The sequence below is a fragment of the Termitidicoccus mucosus genome (assembly GCF_038725785.1).
Taxonomy (GTDB): domain Bacteria; phylum Verrucomicrobiota; class Verrucomicrobiia; order Opitutales; family Opitutaceae; genus Termitidicoccus; species Termitidicoccus mucosus.
The window spans coordinates 4,317,792-4,336,129 of sequence record NZ_CP109796.1; the positions used below are offsets into that span (position 1 = coordinate 4,317,792).

The window sequence follows — 18,338 nt, forward strand, 5'->3', positions numbered from 1 at the left end:
CGGGAGGGTTTTTGAGAAAGAGAAAGATTGCTTGGCGATTATTTCGCCTGCGGGAAGCGATAGAGTTTGGCGCGCATGATGGCGGGTTGCGGACTGGAGAAGCGCAGGCCGGTGCCGGTCTGGCGGGCGGCGGCCTGCGTGCCCAGGTCGTAGTCGAGCATGATTTCGTCGCCGTTGAGGCGGCGGCCGGGAATCCACTTTCCGGACGCGTCGAAGACGCCTTCCTCGACCTGCGCGAGGCCGACGGTGTCGTCGCCGGCGGGATCGGTGGCGAAGGTGACCTGGAGGTTCGCGCCGACGGCGAGGAATTCGTCGGGGCCGGTGGCGAGGATGAGGCCGTAGGCACGTTCGGGCACGCCCTTGGCGCGCCAGCCGGTGAAGAGCGCGGCTTTCAAATCATAGCCGCCGAGCTTGATGCGCTCGGAGGGATTTTGCGGGTCGAGCGAGACGGCGGCGATGTTGTCGCGGGTTTGTTGCGCGAGAATCTGCGGGGCGAGCTGGCTGAGGATGGCGTAGGCGCGGACGAGCGGATCGTCGGCGAGGTTCTTTTCATCGAGGCGGCTGTCGATGCCGAAGGGCGAGTAGCCGAGCCCGCCGAAACGCCCGATGGCGACAAACGCATTGGCGGCGCCGGTTTCCCCGGCAAAGGACTCGGGCACGAAAAACGGCGCGCCGGGGCGGGCGTATTCGGCGCAGATCTGGGTGAAGTTGGGCAGGTAGACATCCGGCGCGAAAATGTCGATGTGCGGGGCGGCGGCGCGCCAGAGGTCGAGCACGTGGGCCTGCGGGCCGCCGGAGGGATATTCGCCGGGGAGTTCGTCGGAGGGCTGCACGATCCAGGCGTTGACGAAGGCGGGGAGCGCGTGCTCGCGTTTGCCGGCGGCGGCGACGTGGTCGGTGTAGCGCGCGTAGTGCCAGGCCATGAAGGCTTCCTCGGCGCGCGGGCCGCGGCCGAACACATCCGCCCAAGTGCCGGCGGTCTTGAAGCCGGTGTCGCGCCAGAGGGCGCGCAGCGCGGGCGCGAGGGTCTCGCGGTTTTGCCGGAGGTGGTCGAGGAGCGCGGCGGGGACGGGTTGCGCCCAGGCGGCGTCGGCGAGGGCGGAGCGGTCGCGGGCATCGGCGTGGAGGCCGACCTCGTTTTGCACCTGCATCATGATGACGGTGTGGCGGTCGCCATCGGTTTCGCGGAGGTGGCGCAGGAGGGCGGCGTAGGCGCGGGCGTCGGCATCGCGGTTGGCCTCGGAAAAGACGGAGAGGATTTCGAGCGTGCCTTGCGCGGTGCGGGCGCGGGGAAAGCGGGCGGTGTCGGCCTTCACCCAGGCGGGGGCGTAGTGGCTGAGCCCGTTTTTCCAACTGCCGAACCAGAGCAGGACGAGGCGGAGGTCGTGCGCGCGGGCGTCGGCGATGAGGTGGTCAACCAGGGTGAAATCGAACCGGCCCTCGGCGGGCTCGATGACGTCCCAAGGCACGGCGGCGAGGACGGTGTTGAGATGCGCGGCGGCGAGCCGCGGCCAGTGCGGGGCCATGTAGGCGCGGCTGGTGGAGCTGGAGTTGTGGAGTTCGCCGGCCAGCGCGAGGAAGGGCTGGCCGTCAACGATGAGCTGGGTGGCGAGCCCGCGCTTTTCGAGCCGGGGCAGTTCGGCGGCAAAGAGTGAAGAGTGAAAGGTGAAGAGTGAAAGAAGCAGAAAAGCGGAAAGTCGCCGGAGGTTGGAGCAGGTTGTTGTTTTCATAGGAAAATCGTGTGTTGGTTTGATGGTTTGTTTTTCACTCTTCACCTTTCTCTCTTCACTTTTCAGCGTAGCTGCACGTCCCAGACTTTGGAGAGGCGGGACTTTCCGGCGGGGCCTTCGACTTCGAGAATGACGGTGCGGCTGCGGGTGTCCGCGTAGGCGTGGAGCGGGTGTTGCTCGGCGGAGGTTTGGCCGTCGCCGAAGTCCCAATGCCACGCGGTGACCTCGCCGCGCGACTCGTCCTTGAAGGCGACGAGGCGGCGGTCCATGTCCACGACGGCGAACGACCAGCGGGCCTCGATTTTCTTTTTTTCCAGCGCGGGCTCCAGCGGCATGAGGCGGAAGGCGGGGAGCGCGCTGGCGTCGCCGAACATGGTGTAGCGGCGGCCGAGCGACCAGAAGCCGCGTTTCGCTGGGTCGGGGTCGCCGTCGTAGTCGATGACGATCCAGCCGAGACCGATGAGCTTGTTTTCACGGAGGACGGACTCGACGGCGCGTTGCGGCCCTTCGGGGCCGGCGTAGTCGAACGGGGTTATCCAGAATTCGAGCGTGAATTTTCCCGGCTCCCCGTGCTTGAAATCGAAGCGCGAGGCGGCGTTGGCGAAGGGAAATTCCTTCGTCCAAGTCGGCGAGCCCCAGGCCAGCGCCCAGTCCTTGTCCATGGCGGGCGTGAAGATATGGTAGTTCTGCGCATGCACGCCGTGCGCGGCCCAGTGGCGCTCGGCGTCGGGGATGCGCGGATCGGTGTCGAGGACGGCGCGCTGCCGTCCGACGACATCGGCGGTCCAGAAATCGCGGTGCTCGGAGTCGATGAACGGGCCGCCGGAGGCGTCGCCATCGACGATGACCTCGAAGGTGTCGTTGCGCAGCCCGGGGTCGGAGAAGTCCCAGAAATTGTCACGGGCCTCGTAGAGGAAATAGAGGCGGTTGAGCCCCTTCACCCAGCCGACGCGCACGCGCACGTCGAGGTCGGCGGGATCGGGTTTCTTTTTGGTTTCGCCGAGGTCGACAAGCTGGCCGGCGCCGACGACGTAGGATTCGGGAACCATGGCCCAGTCGGAGGCGTCGCCGTCGATGCGCGGCATCTGGTCGGCGGGAAACTGGAAGACGGGAAAGGTGACTTCGGGACGGTCGAGGGAAAAGGCCGAAGGGCGGAAAGGCTGAAGGGCGGAAAGCAGCGCAAGGGCGGCGATGAAACGTGACGGGCGCATGGCGGGGAGGGGGTCTTAATCTTTCCTCTTTCTCTTTCTTTTTTCCTCTGGGAAACCGGAGCGCGGGATGGATTTGTTTTTTTGCGAAAGAGAAAGAGGAAAGAAGGAAGACGACGAAGGCGGTTCGGGATGTTGTCGTTATTTGAAAAACCTCACCACAGCCGCGTGGGCACCTTGCCGAAGTGGACGCCGCCGTCGTGGACGACGGCATCGGCGCCCAAGCCCTTGCGGAGCGTGATCATCTCGGCTCCGGCGAGAAGGACGGGGCCGTAGCCGTGCGCCGCATACGGGCTGGTGTTGCGGTAGGCGTAGAACACGGGGTCGAAACCCATGCCGGTGCCGACGCAGACGTTTTCCACCTGGCCGCGCGCGTTGACTTGTTTCGCGACGGCGTTCCAGCCGATGGAGGCGACGGGGCCGTAAACGAGCGGGTCGAGCCAGCCGCGATTGATGGCGCGGGCGAGGCCGTAGACGAACATCGCGCTGGCGGAGGTTTCCTCGTAGGTCTCGGGGCGGTCGAGGAGTTGGTGCCAGAGGCCGTTGATGCCTTGCGTGGCGGCGAGGCCGCGGGCGTGGTCGCGGAGGATGGCGAGGAGCGCGGGGCGGCGCGGATGCGCGTCGGGGAGGACGGAGAGGAGCTCGACGGTGGCGAGGATGGCCCAGCCGTTGGCGCGGCCCCAGTGGTAGGCGGGGTGCTCGGTCATGCCCGCGACCCAGCCGTGCATGAAGAGGTTTTTGGCGGGGACGAACATGCGGGCGTGGAACTGGAGGATTTGTTGCGCGGCGTCGTCGAAGTAGCGGGCGTCGCCGGTGAGCCGGCCCATTTGCGCGAGGGCGGGGACGCTCATGTAGAGGTCGTCGAGCCAGAGGCTGTCGGGCATGGGGCGGTCGCGCGCGAGGGTGCCGTCGGCGAGGCGTTTTTGGCCGCCCGAAATATGCGCGAGGTAGCGGTCGATGATGGGACGGAGGTCGGCGGCGGTGGCGCGGGCCTGCAGGGCCTTGATCATGCCGGCGGCCATCGCGCCGGAGTCGTCGAGCGAGGCGGGGGCGACGACGCTGCGCAGGAGATAGCGTTGCGGGCGCCCGGCGGGCGGGAGCGCGGAGAAATGCTTCGCGAGCGCGGCGATGGCGGTGAGGCGTTCGTCGGTGTAGCGGGTGTAGCGCGCGTCGCCCGTCGCGGCGGCGGCGTGGAGCATGCCGGCGTAGGTGACGCCCCACTCGTAGCTGACGATGAGAAACGGGCCGCGTTCGACGGCGAGGTTGCGCGGGAGCGGTTTCGTGAAATCGGCGACGCGCTCCTTGGTGTCGGTGTTGGTGACGATGACGGGGCTGGCGGTTTCGAGGTAATCGAGGACGCGGCGCATGACGGCCTCGATGTCGGCGACCTCGGCGGGCGGGTAGGGGATGGGCGTCGGCGAAGGGACGCGCCAGAGGTTGGTGATGGTGGCGAGGTCGGGCTCGGCGGCGGCGGGAGAGGGCGGCGATGTTTGCGCATAAGCGGAGCTGGCGGTGGCGAGCGCGAGGCCGGCGGCGAAGAGGATGTTTCGGGAAGGGAGGACTTGCATGATAGGCAACGAAAAATACGTCCGGCGGGAGCGGGAGCATTGAATCACCGGGGCAGACGCAAGCATCCACCGGGAGTTGCGGCGGTGCGGAGCCCGGGTCGTGCCTTACAGTCAGAACCGAAGGGTGCCCGCCGGGGCGCCAGGGCATCGCTTGCCGAAGCCGTTACCGGGGCGTCGCGGCGAGCTGGCCGCAGCCGGCGGCGATGTCGATGCCGCGCCGCTGGCGCACCGTGCTGGGCAGGCCGTGCTCCGCGAGCACGTCCTGGAACGCCCGCGCCGCGCCGCGCCCGCCGCCGGGCGCGCCGTCGTATCCGGAAGTTGGATTCAGCGGGATCAGGTTCACCTGCGCGTCCATGCCCTCCAGCAGCCGCGCCACGGCGCGGGCATGGTCGCGGGAGTCGTTTTTGCCCTCGATGAGCGTCCACTCGAAAAAGATGCGGCGGCCGGTTTTCGCGCAGTAGTGGCGGCAGGCGTCCATGAGCCGGTCGAGCGGCCAGCGGCGCGCGGCGGGCACGAGCGCGGCGCGCTCCTCCTGCGTGGCCGCGTGCAGCGACACGGCGAGGTGGATGGGGCGAGCCTCGTCGGCCATGCGGATGATGCCGGGGACGACGCCCACGGTGCTGAGCGTGATTTTGCGCGCGCCGAGCGCGAGGCCGTTGGGGTCGCGCAGGATGTCGGCGGCGCGCATGACCGCGTCGTAGTTGTGCAGCGGCTCGCCCATGCCCATGAGCACGACGTTGCGCAGGCGCTCGCCGCCGGCCTTGAGGATGCGCTGCACGTGGAGCGCCTGCGCGACGATCTCGCCCGCCGTGAGATGCCGCGAAAAGCCCATCTGCCCGGTCGCGCAAAACACGCAGCCCATCGCGCAGCCCGCCTGCGAGCTGATGCACGCCGTCACGCGCCCGGTGAAGCGCATGAGCACCGTCTCGATCTGCGCGCCGTCGCCGAGGCCGAGCAGAAATTTGCGCGTGAATCCGTCCGTGCTCCGCGCCTCGCGCACCACGGGCGGGTTTCCCAGCATGCATTCCCCGGCGAGCCGCGCGCGCAACCGCGCCGGCAGTCCGGGCATCGCGTCGAGCGAGTCAACCGCCTCGTAATACAAATAATTCCAGAGCCGCGCCGCGTGGACCGGGCTGAGCCCCCACGACTCGACGAGCGCGCGCAATTCGTCGCGCGTCAGGTCGAGCAGGTTCAGCGGGCTGGCGGGAGGCGGTTTCATGCAGACCGCCCAGCAAAGCCGCAAGGCCGCTCCGCGGCCAGTTTAAGTTGAAACGGCCGGTTTGAAAAATTCTCCCGCAAAATCCAAAGCGCGACAGCGCCGGTAGGGAGGCCTCTCCGAGGCCTCCGCAAGAACGCCTGAAACACCAACGAATCACGAAACACATCACCACGCCCGACGGAGGCCTCGGAGAGGCCTCCCTACCGTCCGCTTAAACTCAAACTGGCCGCGAAGCGGCCCTCACTCCACGGGAACCGCCAGCGGCTGGCCTTTGCCGACGAACCAGTTTTCCACCGTGATTGTTTTTATCGAGTCGGTTCGCCCGGCCCCGGCGGTGGCAAGCGGGGCGAGTTCCACGGTTTGCCCGCCGACCTTGAGCACGACCGGGATGCTGCCGCGGTTTGCAAAGGCAAATCGGCCCGGCTCCTTTTTGATTTCGACGCAGGCGTCGAACAACGGGCGCACGAATTTTTCCTGGCCGAAAATCATGTCGGCGGCCCAGCCGATGGTGCGCTTCGCGAAAAACGCCTCTTTCACCGACTCCAGCGTTTTTTCCCGGGCGAACACCAGCGTCACCGGGCGGCGCGGGTTGCGCAGGCCGTACTGCCGGCTTTCGGGCGGGTGGATGTCGCTGTTGGCGAAGGCGGCGAGGTTTTTGTCGGTGCACCATTTGGCGACGACGGGGTAAAATTCTTTTCCGTTGAACGCCTCGATGCCGTCCATGTAGCCCCGTTTATAAATTTCCTCGTGGATTTTGGTGAATGTCGTCGGCGCGCCCTTCTCGATGCCGCCGCTTTTCGGCGCCTCCCAGCCGGGATGGTTCCAGAGCAGAAAGGCGCCCTGCGCCCTGGCCTCGGCGAACATTTTCCAGTAGTCGTCCTGCACCGCGGCGATTTTGTTGACGTCCTGCACGAACAGCGCATTGAAGTGCCCGGGCGGCATGGTTTTCTTGGTGATTTCGGTGCCGCGGATGATCAGGAGTTCACTTTTGTTTTTGCTGGCCTTCTTGTTTGCAGCGGCCTGTTTTTGCGCGATTTCGACGGAAAGGTTGTAGTTTTCGGAGTCCTCCTTGCGCAGCATCGGCTCGCCCGGATTGCCCCGGTTGAGGCGCGGACGGTATTCGATGTGGTCGGTGATGGCGATCACGTCGAGGCCGTTTTCCTCGGCCTCATACACGCGCTCGGTCGGCCAGACCCAGCCGTCGGAAAACAGCGTGTGGATGTGGAAGTCGCCCTTCAGCACGCGCAGCTCGCCGGCGTCCGGCAGCGTGACGTTCGGGATGGTGATTTCGCGCTTCGGCGGGATGTCGGTGACCTGCTTGCCCAGGTGCACCGTGTAACTGATGTCCGGGTCTTCGGCGGCGCCGGCGGACGCGTGGCCGTGAGGGCCGTCGTGAGCGAGGATGCGCGGCGCCATCGCCAGAAGCGCGGCGGCAAGCATTAAAACACCCGCCTGTTTCATATATTCTCCTTGCTGGGTCATGAGGGGTCCTTTTTTGAAGGGTGAACGCGAGATTCGCCTCGTAACGCAGCAGAGCGAGGCGTGTTTATCAACAAAGATGCCGCGGCGTTCCGCGCGGGGAATAAAATAATTATTTGCCGCTTGAGGATGTCGCCCGCCCGGGACGAGGCCAGCGATTCACCACGGAGACCGGGGACGGCCGCGCGACGCGGCCTCCACGCTGAAAGCGGCGGGGCGCCGGAAAACGCCGCTTCCTGCTCTCTCGTCCTCCCTTTGCGGGCCGCCGCTTCAAATGATTGCATCCGCCGCCGTTTCCGCGTTTTCCTCGCGTCATGGGATTTTTCGACCGTTTCAAAAAAACCGCCCGTCCGCAATCGCAGCCCGCCCCGGCGTCCGCGCAGCCGTCCGCCCCTCCCGCCGGCGCAGCCGGTGTCGTCCCCCCGTCCGATCCGCTCCAGCCGGGTTCGTCCGCCACGCTCGTGCAACCGCCGCCCGGGCTCGCCGCCGCCGGCGCGCCCGCGCCGGACGCCCCCGCCATTCCCGCGGAGCTTTCCAACGCCTCCGTCAAGACCCTGCTCCTCGCCGCCTGCGAGAAACTCCAGTCCCGCGACCTCCCCGGCGCGCTCGCCATCTACGAATCCCTCCTGCGCGACGCCGGCGACCGCGCCGACGTGCTCGTCACGCTTTCCGCCGACCTCGGCACCAACGGTTACATCGAGCAGATCGTCGAACTCGTCGCCCCGCGCTACGATGCCGAGCGCCACGGCCCCGCCACCGGCATCAACCTCCTCCAGGCCTACCTCGCCACGCGCAACACCACCGCCGCCCAGCACCTGCTCGACATCCTCTTCGCCCTCGACCGCCCCGAGCTCGAAGAGCGCCTCCACGGATTTTCCAACGCCCTCGCCGAGCTCATCGAGGCCGAAAAAAGCGGCACGCTCGCCCCGCCCCCGGCCGCCCGTCCGGACGGCACTTCCGCCGCCCCGCCCGCGCAAAAAACCATCCACCTCGCCTCCATCAGCCGGCCCATCTGGTCCTACGGCCTCGAAGCCGTCCCCTCCGCGCTGCCTCCGCCGAAGGAGGGCCGCGCGCGCCGCGTCGCATTCTGCCAGCTTTCGCAGCTCGGCGTCACCGACCCGATGGAGCACGCCGCCAGGCCCGAGGACGCCGTCGCCCGCCTCACCCGCGGGCTCCCGCTCTGGTTTGCCGAGACCTTTTATTTCGCGCCGCACTATGCCCCGCTCGCCGTCGTCGCGCTCCTGGGCGACGCCAGCTACGCCGTTTTCCCCACCGAGTGGACGACCGACAACCTCCGCCAGCTCGTCTCCACGAGCGGCGATCCCATCGACTACGTTTTCACCGGGGCGCTTCGCAACACCAACGACGACTACGAACTCACCCTGCGCGTGTGGGAGGTGAAAAAATTCCGCGAACGCAGGCAGTTCACCGCGCGCTGGACGCCCGCGACCATCGACGCCGCGCTCGCCGACTTGCACGCCGCCGTCTGCCAGTTCATGGAGTGGAAACCGTATCCCGGCGGCCCCGCCTACGGCCGCGCGTCCGCGCCCGCCGCGTGGTGCGACACGCTCGGCGCGTCGCTCTCCTGGTTTCTCGCCGACAAGCAGACCCTGCCTTCCGGCTGGCTCGCGGAGCCCGCCGCGACCGCCGCCGCCCTCGCCGCCCGCGCCGCGACCGGCGAGCGGGAATCGCTCGCCTGGCTCACCTTCCGCGACCGCGCCGCCCGTATCGGATTATCGGATACGCTTCCGCCCGCCGCGCCCGCCCTCGCCGCCACGCCGCTCGTCGATGCGGCAAGACAGGCGCTCGGCGGATAGGGGGATGCCGCGGGCCGCCGCCGTCGGGACCCGGACAAGGCGCCCGCCCGGGGTCGCGCCGCCTTTCACTCCGCCCGGTCGGGATTCTGGAGCTGCGCGCCGAGGGTCACGGTGGCCTTGCCCGGACGGCGTTTGATGATGCGCTGGAAAAACATGTTGTTCGGCACCTGCACCAGCGAGCCGTCGTCGTTTTCGAGCGTCGTGTACATGAAGTTCAGGTTCACGACGCGGCCTTTGATGACGGGTTCCATGAACTCGATCTCGTCGCCGACCTCAAAGGGATGCGTGAACAGGATGATCATCGTGCAGAGCGCGTTGCTGAGCACGCTCCACATGGCCACGAAGCCGACCGCGACCATCGCCATCGCGGCGGAAATCATCGTCCAGATGCCGCCCAGATCGACGCCCAGCGCGCCCATGATGAGCACGGCGCAGATGGCGACGACGAGCATTTTCATGACGCGCTTGGCGGCATCCACAAACGGGAAGTGGATCCTCGGGCCGACAAGGCCGATGAGGCGGCTTGTCACCGCATGGATGACAAACCCGAAAAAAACGATGAAGACGACCAGCAGCCATCCTCGCATGTTGGTGACGGTTTCGATGATTTGGTGGAGAAAGGTGGTGATTTGTTCAGGCATGATTCGATCGAGGCGGCAAGCCGGCGATTAAAGGGTTGCGGGAAGATGCCCAAAGGCAAACGCCGGTCAACGTTTCGGCAAGCCGCATTTGGCGCGCGCCCCCGAACCGGCGCGGGGCTGCACGGATCTGGCCGAATCGCCCGGCTTCGCTTCCCGTGCCGCCTGCAGGCGAAACCCGCTTTTTGGTGATTGAAATTTTTCCGGGATTTGGGATTGGGAACCTGGAATTTCACCATTCGAGATTTCCCGCCCGCCACTCCGCGCTTGCCGCGCCCGCCGCCCTCGCGCACCGTTTGCCTTTCACTTTCCCAACCAAAACAACAACCCGCAACCCACACCGCCATGGCCAAAGCCTCCCCCGCCAAAACCGACACCGCCTCGCCCGCCGCCCTCGATGTCGCCACCCGCAAGAACCTCGACCTCGCGGTCTCCGCCATCACCAAGCAATTCGGCGAAGGCTCCATCATGCGCCTCGGCGACGCGCACAAGATGCAGGTCGAGACCATCTCCACCGGCTCCATCGCCATCGACCTCGCCCTCGGCGTCGGCGGCCTGCCCCGCGGCCGCATCATCGAAATCTACGGCCCCGAATCCTCCGGCAAAACCACCTTCTGTCTGAGCGCCATCGCCGAGGCGCAGAAGCGCGGCGGCCTCGCCGCCTTCATCGACGTCGAGCACGCCCTCGACCCGAAATACGCCCGCATCGTCGGCGTGAACCTCGACGACCTCCTCGTCTCCCAGCCCGATTCCGGCGAGGACGCGCTCAACATCATGGAGACGCTCATCCGCTCCAACTCGATCGACATCATCATCCTCGACTCCGTCGCCGCGCTCACCACGAAGGCCGAGCTCGACGGCCAGATGGGCGACGCCACCGTGGGCGCGCAGGCCCGCCTCATGAGCCAGGCCATGCGCCGCCTCACCGCCGTCGTCAGCAAGACCCAGTGCGTCTGCATCTTCACCAACCAGATCCGCGAAAAGATCGGCGTCATGTTCGGCAACCCCGAGACCACCTCCGGCGGCCGCGCCCTGAAATTCTTCGCCTCCATCCGCATCGACATCCGCCGCAAGGAGCAGATCAAGCTCCCCGACGGCAAGATCGTCGGCAACCGCACGAAGATCAAAGTCGTCAAGAACAAGGTCGCCCCGCCCTTCACCGAGTGCGAGTTCGACATCATGTATGACGAAGGCATCTCGCGCGTCGGCTCCATTCTCGACCTCGGCATCGAGCACAAGGTGCTGGAGAAAAAAGGCGCGTGGATTTCCTATCAGGGCGAGCTCGTCGGCCAGGGCCGCGACGCCGCCAAGCAGACGCTTCGCGACAAGCCCGAGCTGGCCGACAAGATCATCCAGACCGTGCTGGAAAAAGTCACCGTCACCGGCGGCACCAGCATCACCGGCGACGAGGAAGTGCCCGCCGAGTAAGGCGGACGCGGCTTGAAGCACCATCCGATGGGCGCGCCCCGGCGCGCCCAAGGCGGCGCAGGCGGAAATGCCTGCGCCGCCTTGCATGTTCCGCTGTTTCGGCAAAGGCACTGAACGATTTCGGCAAAGGCGGTTTCGTTCCTGGCCCCGGCGCGCAGAATATCGGCGCGCAGAACCGCCGGGATGCGGTTTTGTGATGTCATCCGCCCTGCTCCCCGTTTCACCTCCATCCCGTTTTTTGTTTTTATGAAGACACGCTTTTTTGCCGCCGTCATTTTCACCGTCGTGTCCGCCGGGTTCCTTTTCGCACCATCGGCGGCGCGGGCCGCGCTTTTTGTCGTGGACAACGGCCACCCCGCCGCCGCCGACACCAATCCCGGCACGGCGGACAGGCCGTTGCGCACCATCAATGCCGCCGCGCAACTCGCGCGGCCCGCCGACACGATCGAGGTCGCGCCCGGCGTTTACCGCGAACGCGTCATGCCGGCGCGGGGCGGCGAGGAAGGCCGGCCCATCACGTATCGGGCGCGCAAGCCCGGCGCGGTCGTGGTCAAGGGCTCCGACGTGTGGCGGCCCGCTTGGACGCGCGAGCCGGACGCGGTTTCCGGCGGCGGCGCATTTGCGGCGGCGATTTTTTCCGCGCCCATCGAGCCCGCGCTCTTCAAAAACTGGCGCGAGGGCCGCGACCCGCGCCTGACGGATTATCCGACGCCCTTCCACGAGGAAATCAACCCTTCCAACGGTCAGGACAAGCTCGCCGACGCCGACAAGCTGCTCGGCCTGCGCCTCACGGTGCTGGCGCGGCCGGTCGCCGATTCCGTCGCGGCCGCGCACGCGGCCGGGCCGCCCGCGACGACGACGGACTGGCTGCCGGTGGTCGGGCAGGTTTATGCCAACGGCGAGCCGCTCCGCCAGGCGCGCGACCACGCCGAACTGGCGTCGTCGCCCGGCAGCTTCCTGGTCAACGCCGACGCCACCCGCCTGCTCGCGCACCTGCCGCCCGGCTTTGTCGCGCCGTCGGAGCTGGACTGGGAAATCGCCGCGCGCGACATGGTGTTCGCGCCGGTGGCGCGGCGGCTGGGTTATATCATTGTGGACGGCTTCATATTCGAGCACGCCGCCAACCAGGCGCCGTGGCCGAGCTGCGGCATGGTCAGCGTGCGCAACGGCCATCACTGGATCATCCGCCGCTGCGTGATCCGCCACTCGCAGTCCATCGGCCTCGACATCGGCGGCGAGTTCTTCGACGGGCGGCGGCTCTACGGCGACGAGCCCGATTCATACGGCCACATCGTCGAGGACAACGTCATCCACGACCACGGCCTCGCCGGCATCTACGGCTACGAAGTCCACGATGCCGTCATCCGGCGGAACGACATTTATCGCAACAACCGCCTCGGTTTCATCGTCGCGCTGACCGCGCGCTGGGAGGAATACGCGGGCATCAAGCTCCTCCACGCTCCGCGCGTGCGCGTCGAGGACAACCTCATTCACGACAATTTCGCCCACGGCGTCTGGTTCGACAACCAGTGGCAGGGTTCGCGCGTCTCGCGAAATCTCATCGTCGGCAACCAGTTCAGCGGCGTCTTCATCGAGTTTGGCGAGTCGCCCGGCGCGCCGCTCCTCATCGACAACAACATCATCGCCTTTTCCGACGAGGGCCCGGGCGTCTATTGCCATGACTCCAGCGACATCGTCGTCGCGCACAACCTGCTGTATCAGAACAAGGACTACGGCGCGTGGTTCTGGGCCGTGAGCCCGCGCGCCGGTCCCGGCGGGAAAGGCGGCGCGCGCAACAACCGCGTCATCGGCAACGTCATCTACGGAAACGGCGCCGGCTGCGTCGGTTTTCCCGCCCGGGGGCCGTGCGATCACGACAATGTTTCCGACCACAATCTCCTGCTGGACAAAACCTGGTCGCGCGCGGGCGACACGCCCACATTTTCGCTGCACGAAAGCAGCGCGCGCCACCCGGTCTCGAAGGCCGGCATCGTCGCGCAGATCACGGCGGGCCTGAAGGCCGGCGGCCATCCGGACGCCGCGCTTACGGCCGATTTCTGGCAACGCCAGCCGGCGCGCGCCATCACGCTTTCGCAATGGCGGGCGATCACCGGCAACGACCGGCACAGTCTCGAAGGCTCCATGGAGCGCTCCATCTACCGCGGCGCGTTGCGCCAGTTCGAGTTTGTGCCCGACGACGCCTGGCGCTCCCTGCGGGTTCCGGCCGTGGCCGGCGTGACGCGCGATTATTTCGGGCGCGCCTATCCGGCGGATGGCGCCGGGACCGTCGCCGGGCCGTTTCTTTTTTCGGAGGCGGACCTCAAGCGCCCGGCATGGGTGTCCACCTTCGCCCGCGATGCCGCGCAGAATCTCATCCGCAAGGACATTCCGCAACCCGGCCGCCAGCGTTTGAACCTGTGGCCGAAAATGGCGGACCAGGAAACCGCCGGGCGCGGCGAATAAGACCCTTTCCCCATGAAAATAACCCTTCTGCTGGAGGGCCGAGCTCCTGCGAGGCCGTCGCGGAAAAAAGTCGCGTATGGCTGCGACGGCCTCGCAGGAGCTCGGCCCTCCAGCAGAGTGAATTTCGTTCGGAATTGGTATAAGGCGCGGCGGCGGGATTTGTCCTCTGGCTGAACGATTTCAGCAAGGGCGGTTTCGTTTGCCGGAACGCAGGGGATAATACCATGCACGAGCAAGAAAGGCGCTTGGGTTGCCCTGTTGTTTGGAGGGACGGCCTCCGTGCCGTCCCTCCGGTCAAAACGCCGTTTTTTTAATTCCATGACTCATCACGAAATTTCCACGGACCTTGTTGTCGCCGGAGGCGGGATGGCCGGGGTGTGCGCGGCGCTGGCCGCGGCCCGCAACGGCGCGCGCGTCGTCCTCGTGCAGGACCGCTCCGTGCTCGGCGGCAACGCCTCCAGCGAAATCCGCATGCATATCGTCGGCGCGGACAACCACGGGACGCGCCCCGGCGCGCGCGAGTCGGGCCTCATCGAGGAACTGCGGCTGGAGGACGCGGCGCGTAATCCGCGCGACTCCTACTCGCAATGGGATTTGCTGCTCTACGACAAGGTCGTGAGCGAGCCGAACATCACGCTGCTGCTCGACACGGTTTGCGAGGGCTGCGAGGTGGCGGCGGGGGCGGACGGCTCGCGGCGCATCGTGTCGATGCGCGCGGTCCGGCATTCGACGGAGGATGTGTTCACGGTGCGCGCGCCGGTGTTTGCCGATTGCACGGGCGACGGGCGGCTCGGGGTCGAGGCGGGCGCGGAGTTTCGCTCGGGGCGCGAGGCGCGGGATGAGTTTGGCGAAGGCCTGGCGCTGGAAAAGGCCGACCGGCGGACGCTGGGCAGCTCCATCATGTTCACGGGGCGCAGGCATGACGCGCCGCAGCCGTTTCGCGCGCCGTCGTGGGCGCGTCGTTTCAAACGCGAGGATTTCAAGCTGCGCCCGATCAGCAGTTACGAATACGGCTACTGGTGGAGCGAATGGGGCGGGCAGCTCGACACGCTGAAGGACAACGCGGCCATCCGCCACGAACTGCTGCGCATCGCGCTTGGCGTGTGGGACTACGTCAAAAACTCCGGCGACCACCCCGGCGCGGCCAACTGGACGCTCGACTGGGTGGGCATGATTCCCGGCAAACGCGAGTCCCGGCGCTTCACGGGGCCGCACATCATCACGGAGCGCGACATCGTGGCGGGGCGCCTGTTCGACGACGGCGTGGCCTACGGCGGATGGCCGCTGGACCTGCATCCGCCGGGCGGCATCGACGCGGTGGACGAGCCGCCGTGCGTGCAGCACGAGGTGCCGCATTTGTTCACGGTGCCGCTGCGGGCCCTGTATTCGCGCAACGTGGGCAACCTGTTCCTTGCGGGGCGCAACATCAGCGCGACCCACGTGGCGTTTGCCAGCACGCGCGTGATGGCCACGTGCGCGGTCATCGGCCAGGCGGCGGGCACGGCGGCGGCGTTTTGGAAAAAACACGGCGCGCCGCGGGACGCGACGATCGCCTCCGTGTTTGGCGCGGGGCAGGTCGCGGAGTTGCGGCAATGGCTGTTGCGCGACGACGCCTTCATCCCCGGCCTGCGCAACGAGGACCCGGCGGACAAGGCGCGCGCCGCGGCGTCCGTGCGCGCCTCGGGCGAGCGCGCGGGCGCGGAGGCGGCCAGCGTGATCGACGGCGTGACGCGCGAGCTGTTCGCGCACCTCGGCCCGTGGGCCGACGGGCGCGCGCACCGTTGGGAATCGACGGCGCTGCCGGCGTGGATCGAGCTGGAGTGGCCGGAGGAGCAGCCAATCGGCGAGGTGCACCTGACATTCGACTCGGGATTGCAGCGGGAGTTGATTTTGAGCCCGAGCGCCTGGCAGACCAAAAACGTGATACGCGGGCCGCAGCCCGAGCTGGCGCGGGACTATGAGATTCTTTGCGACGGCCGCGTGGTGGCGTCGGTGCGCGACAACATCTGGCGCAAGCGCGTCCACCGCCTGGAGCGGCCGGTGCGCGCGCGGCGGCTGCGCGTGGCGGTGTCGGCCGCGCATGGCGTGGCGTCGGCGCGGCTGTTTGAAATACGGGTTTATGCCAATTCCCAATGATAATTGGACAGCTGGAGGGCCGAGCTCCTGCGAGGCCGTCGCCGGAAAACGCTGCGTCCGACCGCGACGGCCTCGCAGGAGCTCGGCCCTCCAGCAAAAAAAGATATTTTTTTATTGGGAATTGGCATGACTGAACGCGCCCAATCCATCGTCATGAAGACGCTTCTTGTCCTGCTGTCCTGCCTGCTCGCAGTCGGCCCGGCGGTCGCCGCCGTCCCGGAGCTGGCGCCCTTTCACGCGCGCGGCGGGCTGCCGAACTTCCGCGCGAAGGCGGAGCGCGGCGGCGAGGTGCGCGTGGCTTATCTGGGCGGCAGCATCACCGCGGAGGAGGGATGGCGGACGCTTTCGCTGGAGTTCCTGCGCGAAAGGTTTCCCCGCGCAAAGGTGGCGGAGATATTTGCCGCCGCGCCGGGCACGGGTTCCGATCTCGGCGTGTGCCGGTTGCAGGCCGACGCGCTGCGGCATGCGCCGGATTTGCTGTTCGTGGAGTTTGCGGTGAATGACGAGACGGCGCGGGACGAGCGCGTGCTGGCCACGATGGAGGGCATCGTGCGCCAGGCGCGGCGGATGCGCCCGGAGCTGGATATTTGCTTCGTTTACACCCTGTCGTTCCGCGGGCTGCCGGATTTGCGGAAAGGCGGCGGCACGCGCACCGTGCGGGTGATGGAGCGGGTGGCGGAATTTTATGGCGTGCCGAGCGTGCACATGGCCGCGACGGTGGCGCGGCGGCTGGATGAAGGCTCGCTGGTGTTTGGAAAGAAAGACGGCGACAGATGCGGGCCGGGGCAGGTTTTGTTCACGCGCGATGGCGTCCATCCCACGGCGGAGGGGCATCGTGTGTGCATGGAAACACTCGCGGCGGCGCTGCCGGTGCTGCTGGGAACGGGCGCGCCGGCCGCGCACGGCCTTGGCGAACCGCTGGCGGCGGACAACTGGGAGCGCGCGACGATCATGCCGGTCGCGGCGCTTGGCCGCAGGGACGGCTGGACAAGGCTGCCGGCGGACGGCCGCCACCTGGCGCACCAGCCGGGCCTCATCGCGCCGGAGACGTGGGCAGCGCCGGAGGCGGGCGCGGCGCTGGAGTTCACCACCCGCGGCCCGGTGCTCGGGCTGGCGGGCATGAGCACGCCGGACAGCGGCCAGTTCTCCGTGACGGTGGATGGCGGCGCGCCGGTGACGGCATCGTTTTTCGACCGGTTCACGCGGGCGGATTTCATGCGCATGACGGCGTGGTTTTATCCGCTGCCGCTGGACGACGGCGCACACCGGGTGCGGGTGGAGTTGACCGGCGCCCGCCTGGACAAGGCGAAAATCAAGGACGGGCCGCTGGAGGACGCGGCTTTGTATGAGGGACACGGGATGTTTGTCGGCGGGGCGCTGGTGGCGCCGCCTGATGGAGCCCGTCGCGAGTCCCGCCAGCCGCGCTGACGCCGCCGCACGCGGAGCCCTGGTCCGGGATTGCCCCGGGCGGGAGCTTCTGGTGTTGTCCCGTCATTCCCCGCCATGAGCACCCTGCCTCCGCGTTGCACGATCAAGGACATCGCCGCCAAGGCGGGCGTGGCCGTGTCCACCGTGTCGTATGCGCTGCGCAACCATCCGAGCATCCCGCGCGCGACCTGCATGCGCATCCAGGAAATTGCCACCAGGATGGGTTACCATCCCGACCCGCAAATTTCCGCGCTGATGGCGCATATCGGGCGGGGAAGGCCGGTTTCATCGTCGTCGGGGCTGGTGGCGCTGGTGTGGGTGCACGGCACGCGGGAGACGACGCGCCGGGAGCATTTTTTCCGGCAGGTGCTGGCGGGGGCGAGCGAGCGGGCCGCGCTGCGCGGCTACCGCGTGGAGGAGTTCTGGCCGGCCGAGGACGGGTTGAGCGGGCGGCGGCTCTCGGGCATTTTTTCCGCGCGGGGCATTCGCAGCGTGCTGCTCGCGCCGGGCATCGCCGGGGTGAACGTCGATTATGCGCTGGACTGGAAGGAGCTGGCCTGCGTGGTGCTCGGCTACGCGCGCTGGCCGGTGGAGCTGGACCGCGTGGCGCACGACCATTTCCACGGCTTTTGCGAATGCCTGCGGCGGATGGCGCTGGCGGGCGCGCGGCGGCCGGCCGCCGTGATTTCGCGAGAGGTCAACCTGCGGGCCGATCATGCGCTGGAGGCGGCTTTCATCACGCACCATCCGGATGAGCGGCGCGCCCGGGAGTTTGTGCATGCGGTGGACGCGCCGCGCGCGCCGGGGTTTGCCTCGTGGTGCCGCCGGATGAAGCCCGACGGCCTGCTGCTGCTGAACCGGCCGATGTGGGAGCGGATTGACTCGCCCGAGGCGCGGCGGCTGCTGAAGGCGGGCAGGGTGTGGAACGCCGAGTGGCAGCCGGACGACCCGCTGCGCCTGCCGGGGGTGCTGCAGCGCTACGACCTGGCCGCGCGCGCGGCGGTGGAGATGGCCATCGGCCTCGAGCAAAGCCGCGGCTACGGCGTGCCGGGGCATCCGCAATGGCTGCAACTGCGCGGCGACTGGCGCGAGCACGGACCGGCGGAAGGGCACGCGGCGCGCGATGAGGACTGAACGATTTCAGCAGGAGGCGGTTTCCCCCGGCGGACGATCCGGCCTTCCATCAGGCGCACCCTGGCCGCTCCCCGGTGCCGAACTGTCGCA

Annotated in this window: 12 protein-coding genes; 6 read left to right on the forward strand and 6 right to left on the reverse strand. The window is 67.5% G+C overall.

Annotated elements, in window-relative coordinates:
* Positions 1-38: 38 nt before the first annotated feature.
* The 5 genes from OH491_RS15095 to OH491_RS15115 form a co-directional block, all read right to left on the reverse strand.
* A complete protein-coding gene (locus tag OH491_RS15095) occupies positions 39-1,730 on the reverse strand; it encodes a DUF5597 domain-containing protein (RefSeq protein WP_068773157.1) in 1,692 nt (563 codons plus the stop codon).
* Between the two features lie 62 nt (positions 1,731-1,792).
* Entirely contained in the window at positions 1,793-2,941 is a 1,149-nt protein-coding gene (locus OH491_RS15100) for a PKD domain-containing protein (RefSeq protein WP_068773158.1), read from the reverse strand.
* 152 nt (positions 2,942-3,093) lie between these two features.
* Entirely contained in the window at positions 3,094-4,506 is a 1,413-nt protein-coding gene (locus tag OH491_RS15105) for a glycoside hydrolase family 88/105 protein (protein WP_068773159.1), read from the reverse strand.
* Positions 4,507-4,669: 163 nt separating this feature from the next.
* Entirely contained in the window at positions 4,670-5,725 is a 1,056-nt protein-coding gene (gene rlmN / locus OH491_RS15110) for a 23S rRNA (adenine(2503)-C(2))-methyltransferase RlmN (RefSeq protein WP_068773160.1), read from the reverse strand.
* 240 nt (positions 5,726-5,965) lie between these two features.
* The gene (locus tag OH491_RS15115) at positions 5,966-7,207 is read right to left on the reverse strand and encodes a PHP domain-containing protein (RefSeq protein ID WP_068773161.1); all 1,242 of its coding nucleotides are present in this window, start codon (positions 7,205-7,207) and stop codon (positions 5,966-5,968) included.
* A gap of 311 nt (positions 7,208-7,518) precedes the next feature.
* On the opposite strand from OH491_RS15115, the gene OH491_RS15120 reads away from it, so the two are divergent.
* Positions 7,519-9,021 carry a hypothetical protein gene (locus OH491_RS15120; protein ID WP_068773162.1) on the forward strand — a complete coding sequence of 501 codons (1,503 nt, stop codon included), beginning with the start codon at positions 7,519-7,521 and terminating at the stop codon, positions 9,019-9,021.
* A gap of 65 nt (positions 9,022-9,086) precedes the next feature.
* Here OH491_RS15120 and OH491_RS15125 read toward each other — a convergent pair whose 3' ends face one another.
* Entirely contained in the window at positions 9,087-9,662 is a 576-nt protein-coding gene (locus OH491_RS15125) for a mechanosensitive ion channel domain-containing protein (RefSeq protein ID WP_145929134.1), read from the reverse strand.
* A gap of 342 nt (positions 9,663-10,004) precedes the next feature.
* Here OH491_RS15125 and recA point away from each other — a divergent pair, with 342 nt between their 5' ends.
* The 5 genes from recA to OH491_RS15150 all read left to right on the forward strand — a co-directional run bounded on the left by recA (position 10,005) and on the right by OH491_RS15150 (position 18,248).
* Entirely contained in the window at positions 10,005-11,087 is a 1,083-nt protein-coding gene (gene recA, locus OH491_RS15130) for a recombinase RecA (RefSeq protein WP_068773163.1), read from the forward strand.
* A 246-nt stretch (positions 11,088-11,333) separates the two neighbouring features.
* Positions 11,334-13,550: a right-handed parallel beta-helix repeat-containing protein gene (locus OH491_RS15135; RefSeq protein WP_334319759.1), complete on the forward strand. Its 2,217-nt coding sequence runs from the start codon at positions 11,334-11,336 to the stop codon at positions 13,548-13,550.
* Between the two features lie 318 nt (positions 13,551-13,868).
* A complete protein-coding gene (locus OH491_RS15140; RefSeq protein ID WP_068773165.1) occupies positions 13,869-15,686 on the forward strand; it encodes an FAD-dependent oxidoreductase in 1,818 nt (605 codons plus the stop codon).
* 126 nt (positions 15,687-15,812) lie between these two features.
* Positions 15,813-17,114, forward strand: a complete 1,302-nt coding sequence (locus OH491_RS15145; RefSeq protein WP_068773166.1) for an SGNH/GDSL hydrolase family protein — start codon at positions 15,813-15,815, stop codon at positions 17,112-17,114.
* 75 nt (positions 17,115-17,189) lie between these two features.
* Positions 17,190-18,248: a LacI family DNA-binding transcriptional regulator gene (locus OH491_RS15150; RefSeq protein ID WP_068773167.1), complete on the forward strand. Its 1,059-nt coding sequence runs from the start codon at positions 17,190-17,192 to the stop codon at positions 18,246-18,248.
* Positions 18,249-18,338 lie beyond the last annotated feature (90 nt).

What these genes read in the sequence shown, in the direction of transcription:
- OH491_RS15095 (WP_068773157.1), bottom strand. Translation starts at nt 1,730, where the DNA reads ATGAAAACAACAACCTGCTCCAACCTCCGGCGACTTTCCGCTTTTCTG.
- OH491_RS15100 (WP_068773158.1), bottom strand. Translation starts at nt 2,941, where the DNA reads ATGCGCCCGTCACGTTTCATCGCCGCCCTTGCGCTGCTTTCCGCCCTT.
- OH491_RS15105 (WP_068773159.1), bottom strand. Translation starts at nt 4,506, where the DNA reads ATGCAAGTCCTCCCTTCCCGAAACATCCTCTTCGCCGCCGGCCTCGCG.
- rlmN (WP_068773160.1), bottom strand. Translation starts at nt 5,725, where the DNA reads ATGAAACCGCCTCCCGCCAGCCCGCTGAACCTGCTCGACCTGACGCGC.
- OH491_RS15115 (WP_068773161.1), bottom strand. Translation starts at nt 7,207, where the DNA reads ATGACCCAGCAAGGAGAATATATGAAACAGGCGGGTGTTTTAATGCTT.
- OH491_RS15120 (WP_068773162.1), top strand. Translation starts at nt 7,519, where the DNA reads ATGGGATTTTTCGACCGTTTCAAAAAAACCGCCCGTCCGCAATCGCAG.
- OH491_RS15125 (WP_145929134.1), bottom strand. Translation starts at nt 9,662, where the DNA reads ATGCCTGAACAAATCACCACCTTTCTCCACCAAATCATCGAAACCGTC.
- recA (WP_068773163.1), top strand. Translation starts at nt 10,005, where the DNA reads ATGGCCAAAGCCTCCCCCGCCAAAACCGACACCGCCTCGCCCGCCGCC.
- OH491_RS15135 (WP_334319759.1), top strand. Translation starts at nt 11,334, where the DNA reads ATGAAGACACGCTTTTTTGCCGCCGTCATTTTCACCGTCGTGTCCGCC.
- OH491_RS15140 (WP_068773165.1), top strand. Translation starts at nt 13,869, where the DNA reads ATGACTCATCACGAAATTTCCACGGACCTTGTTGTCGCCGGAGGCGGG.
- OH491_RS15145 (WP_068773166.1), top strand. Translation starts at nt 15,813, where the DNA reads ATGACTGAACGCGCCCAATCCATCGTCATGAAGACGCTTCTTGTCCTG.
- OH491_RS15150 (WP_068773167.1), top strand. Translation starts at nt 17,190, where the DNA reads ATGAGCACCCTGCCTCCGCGTTGCACGATCAAGGACATCGCCGCCAAG.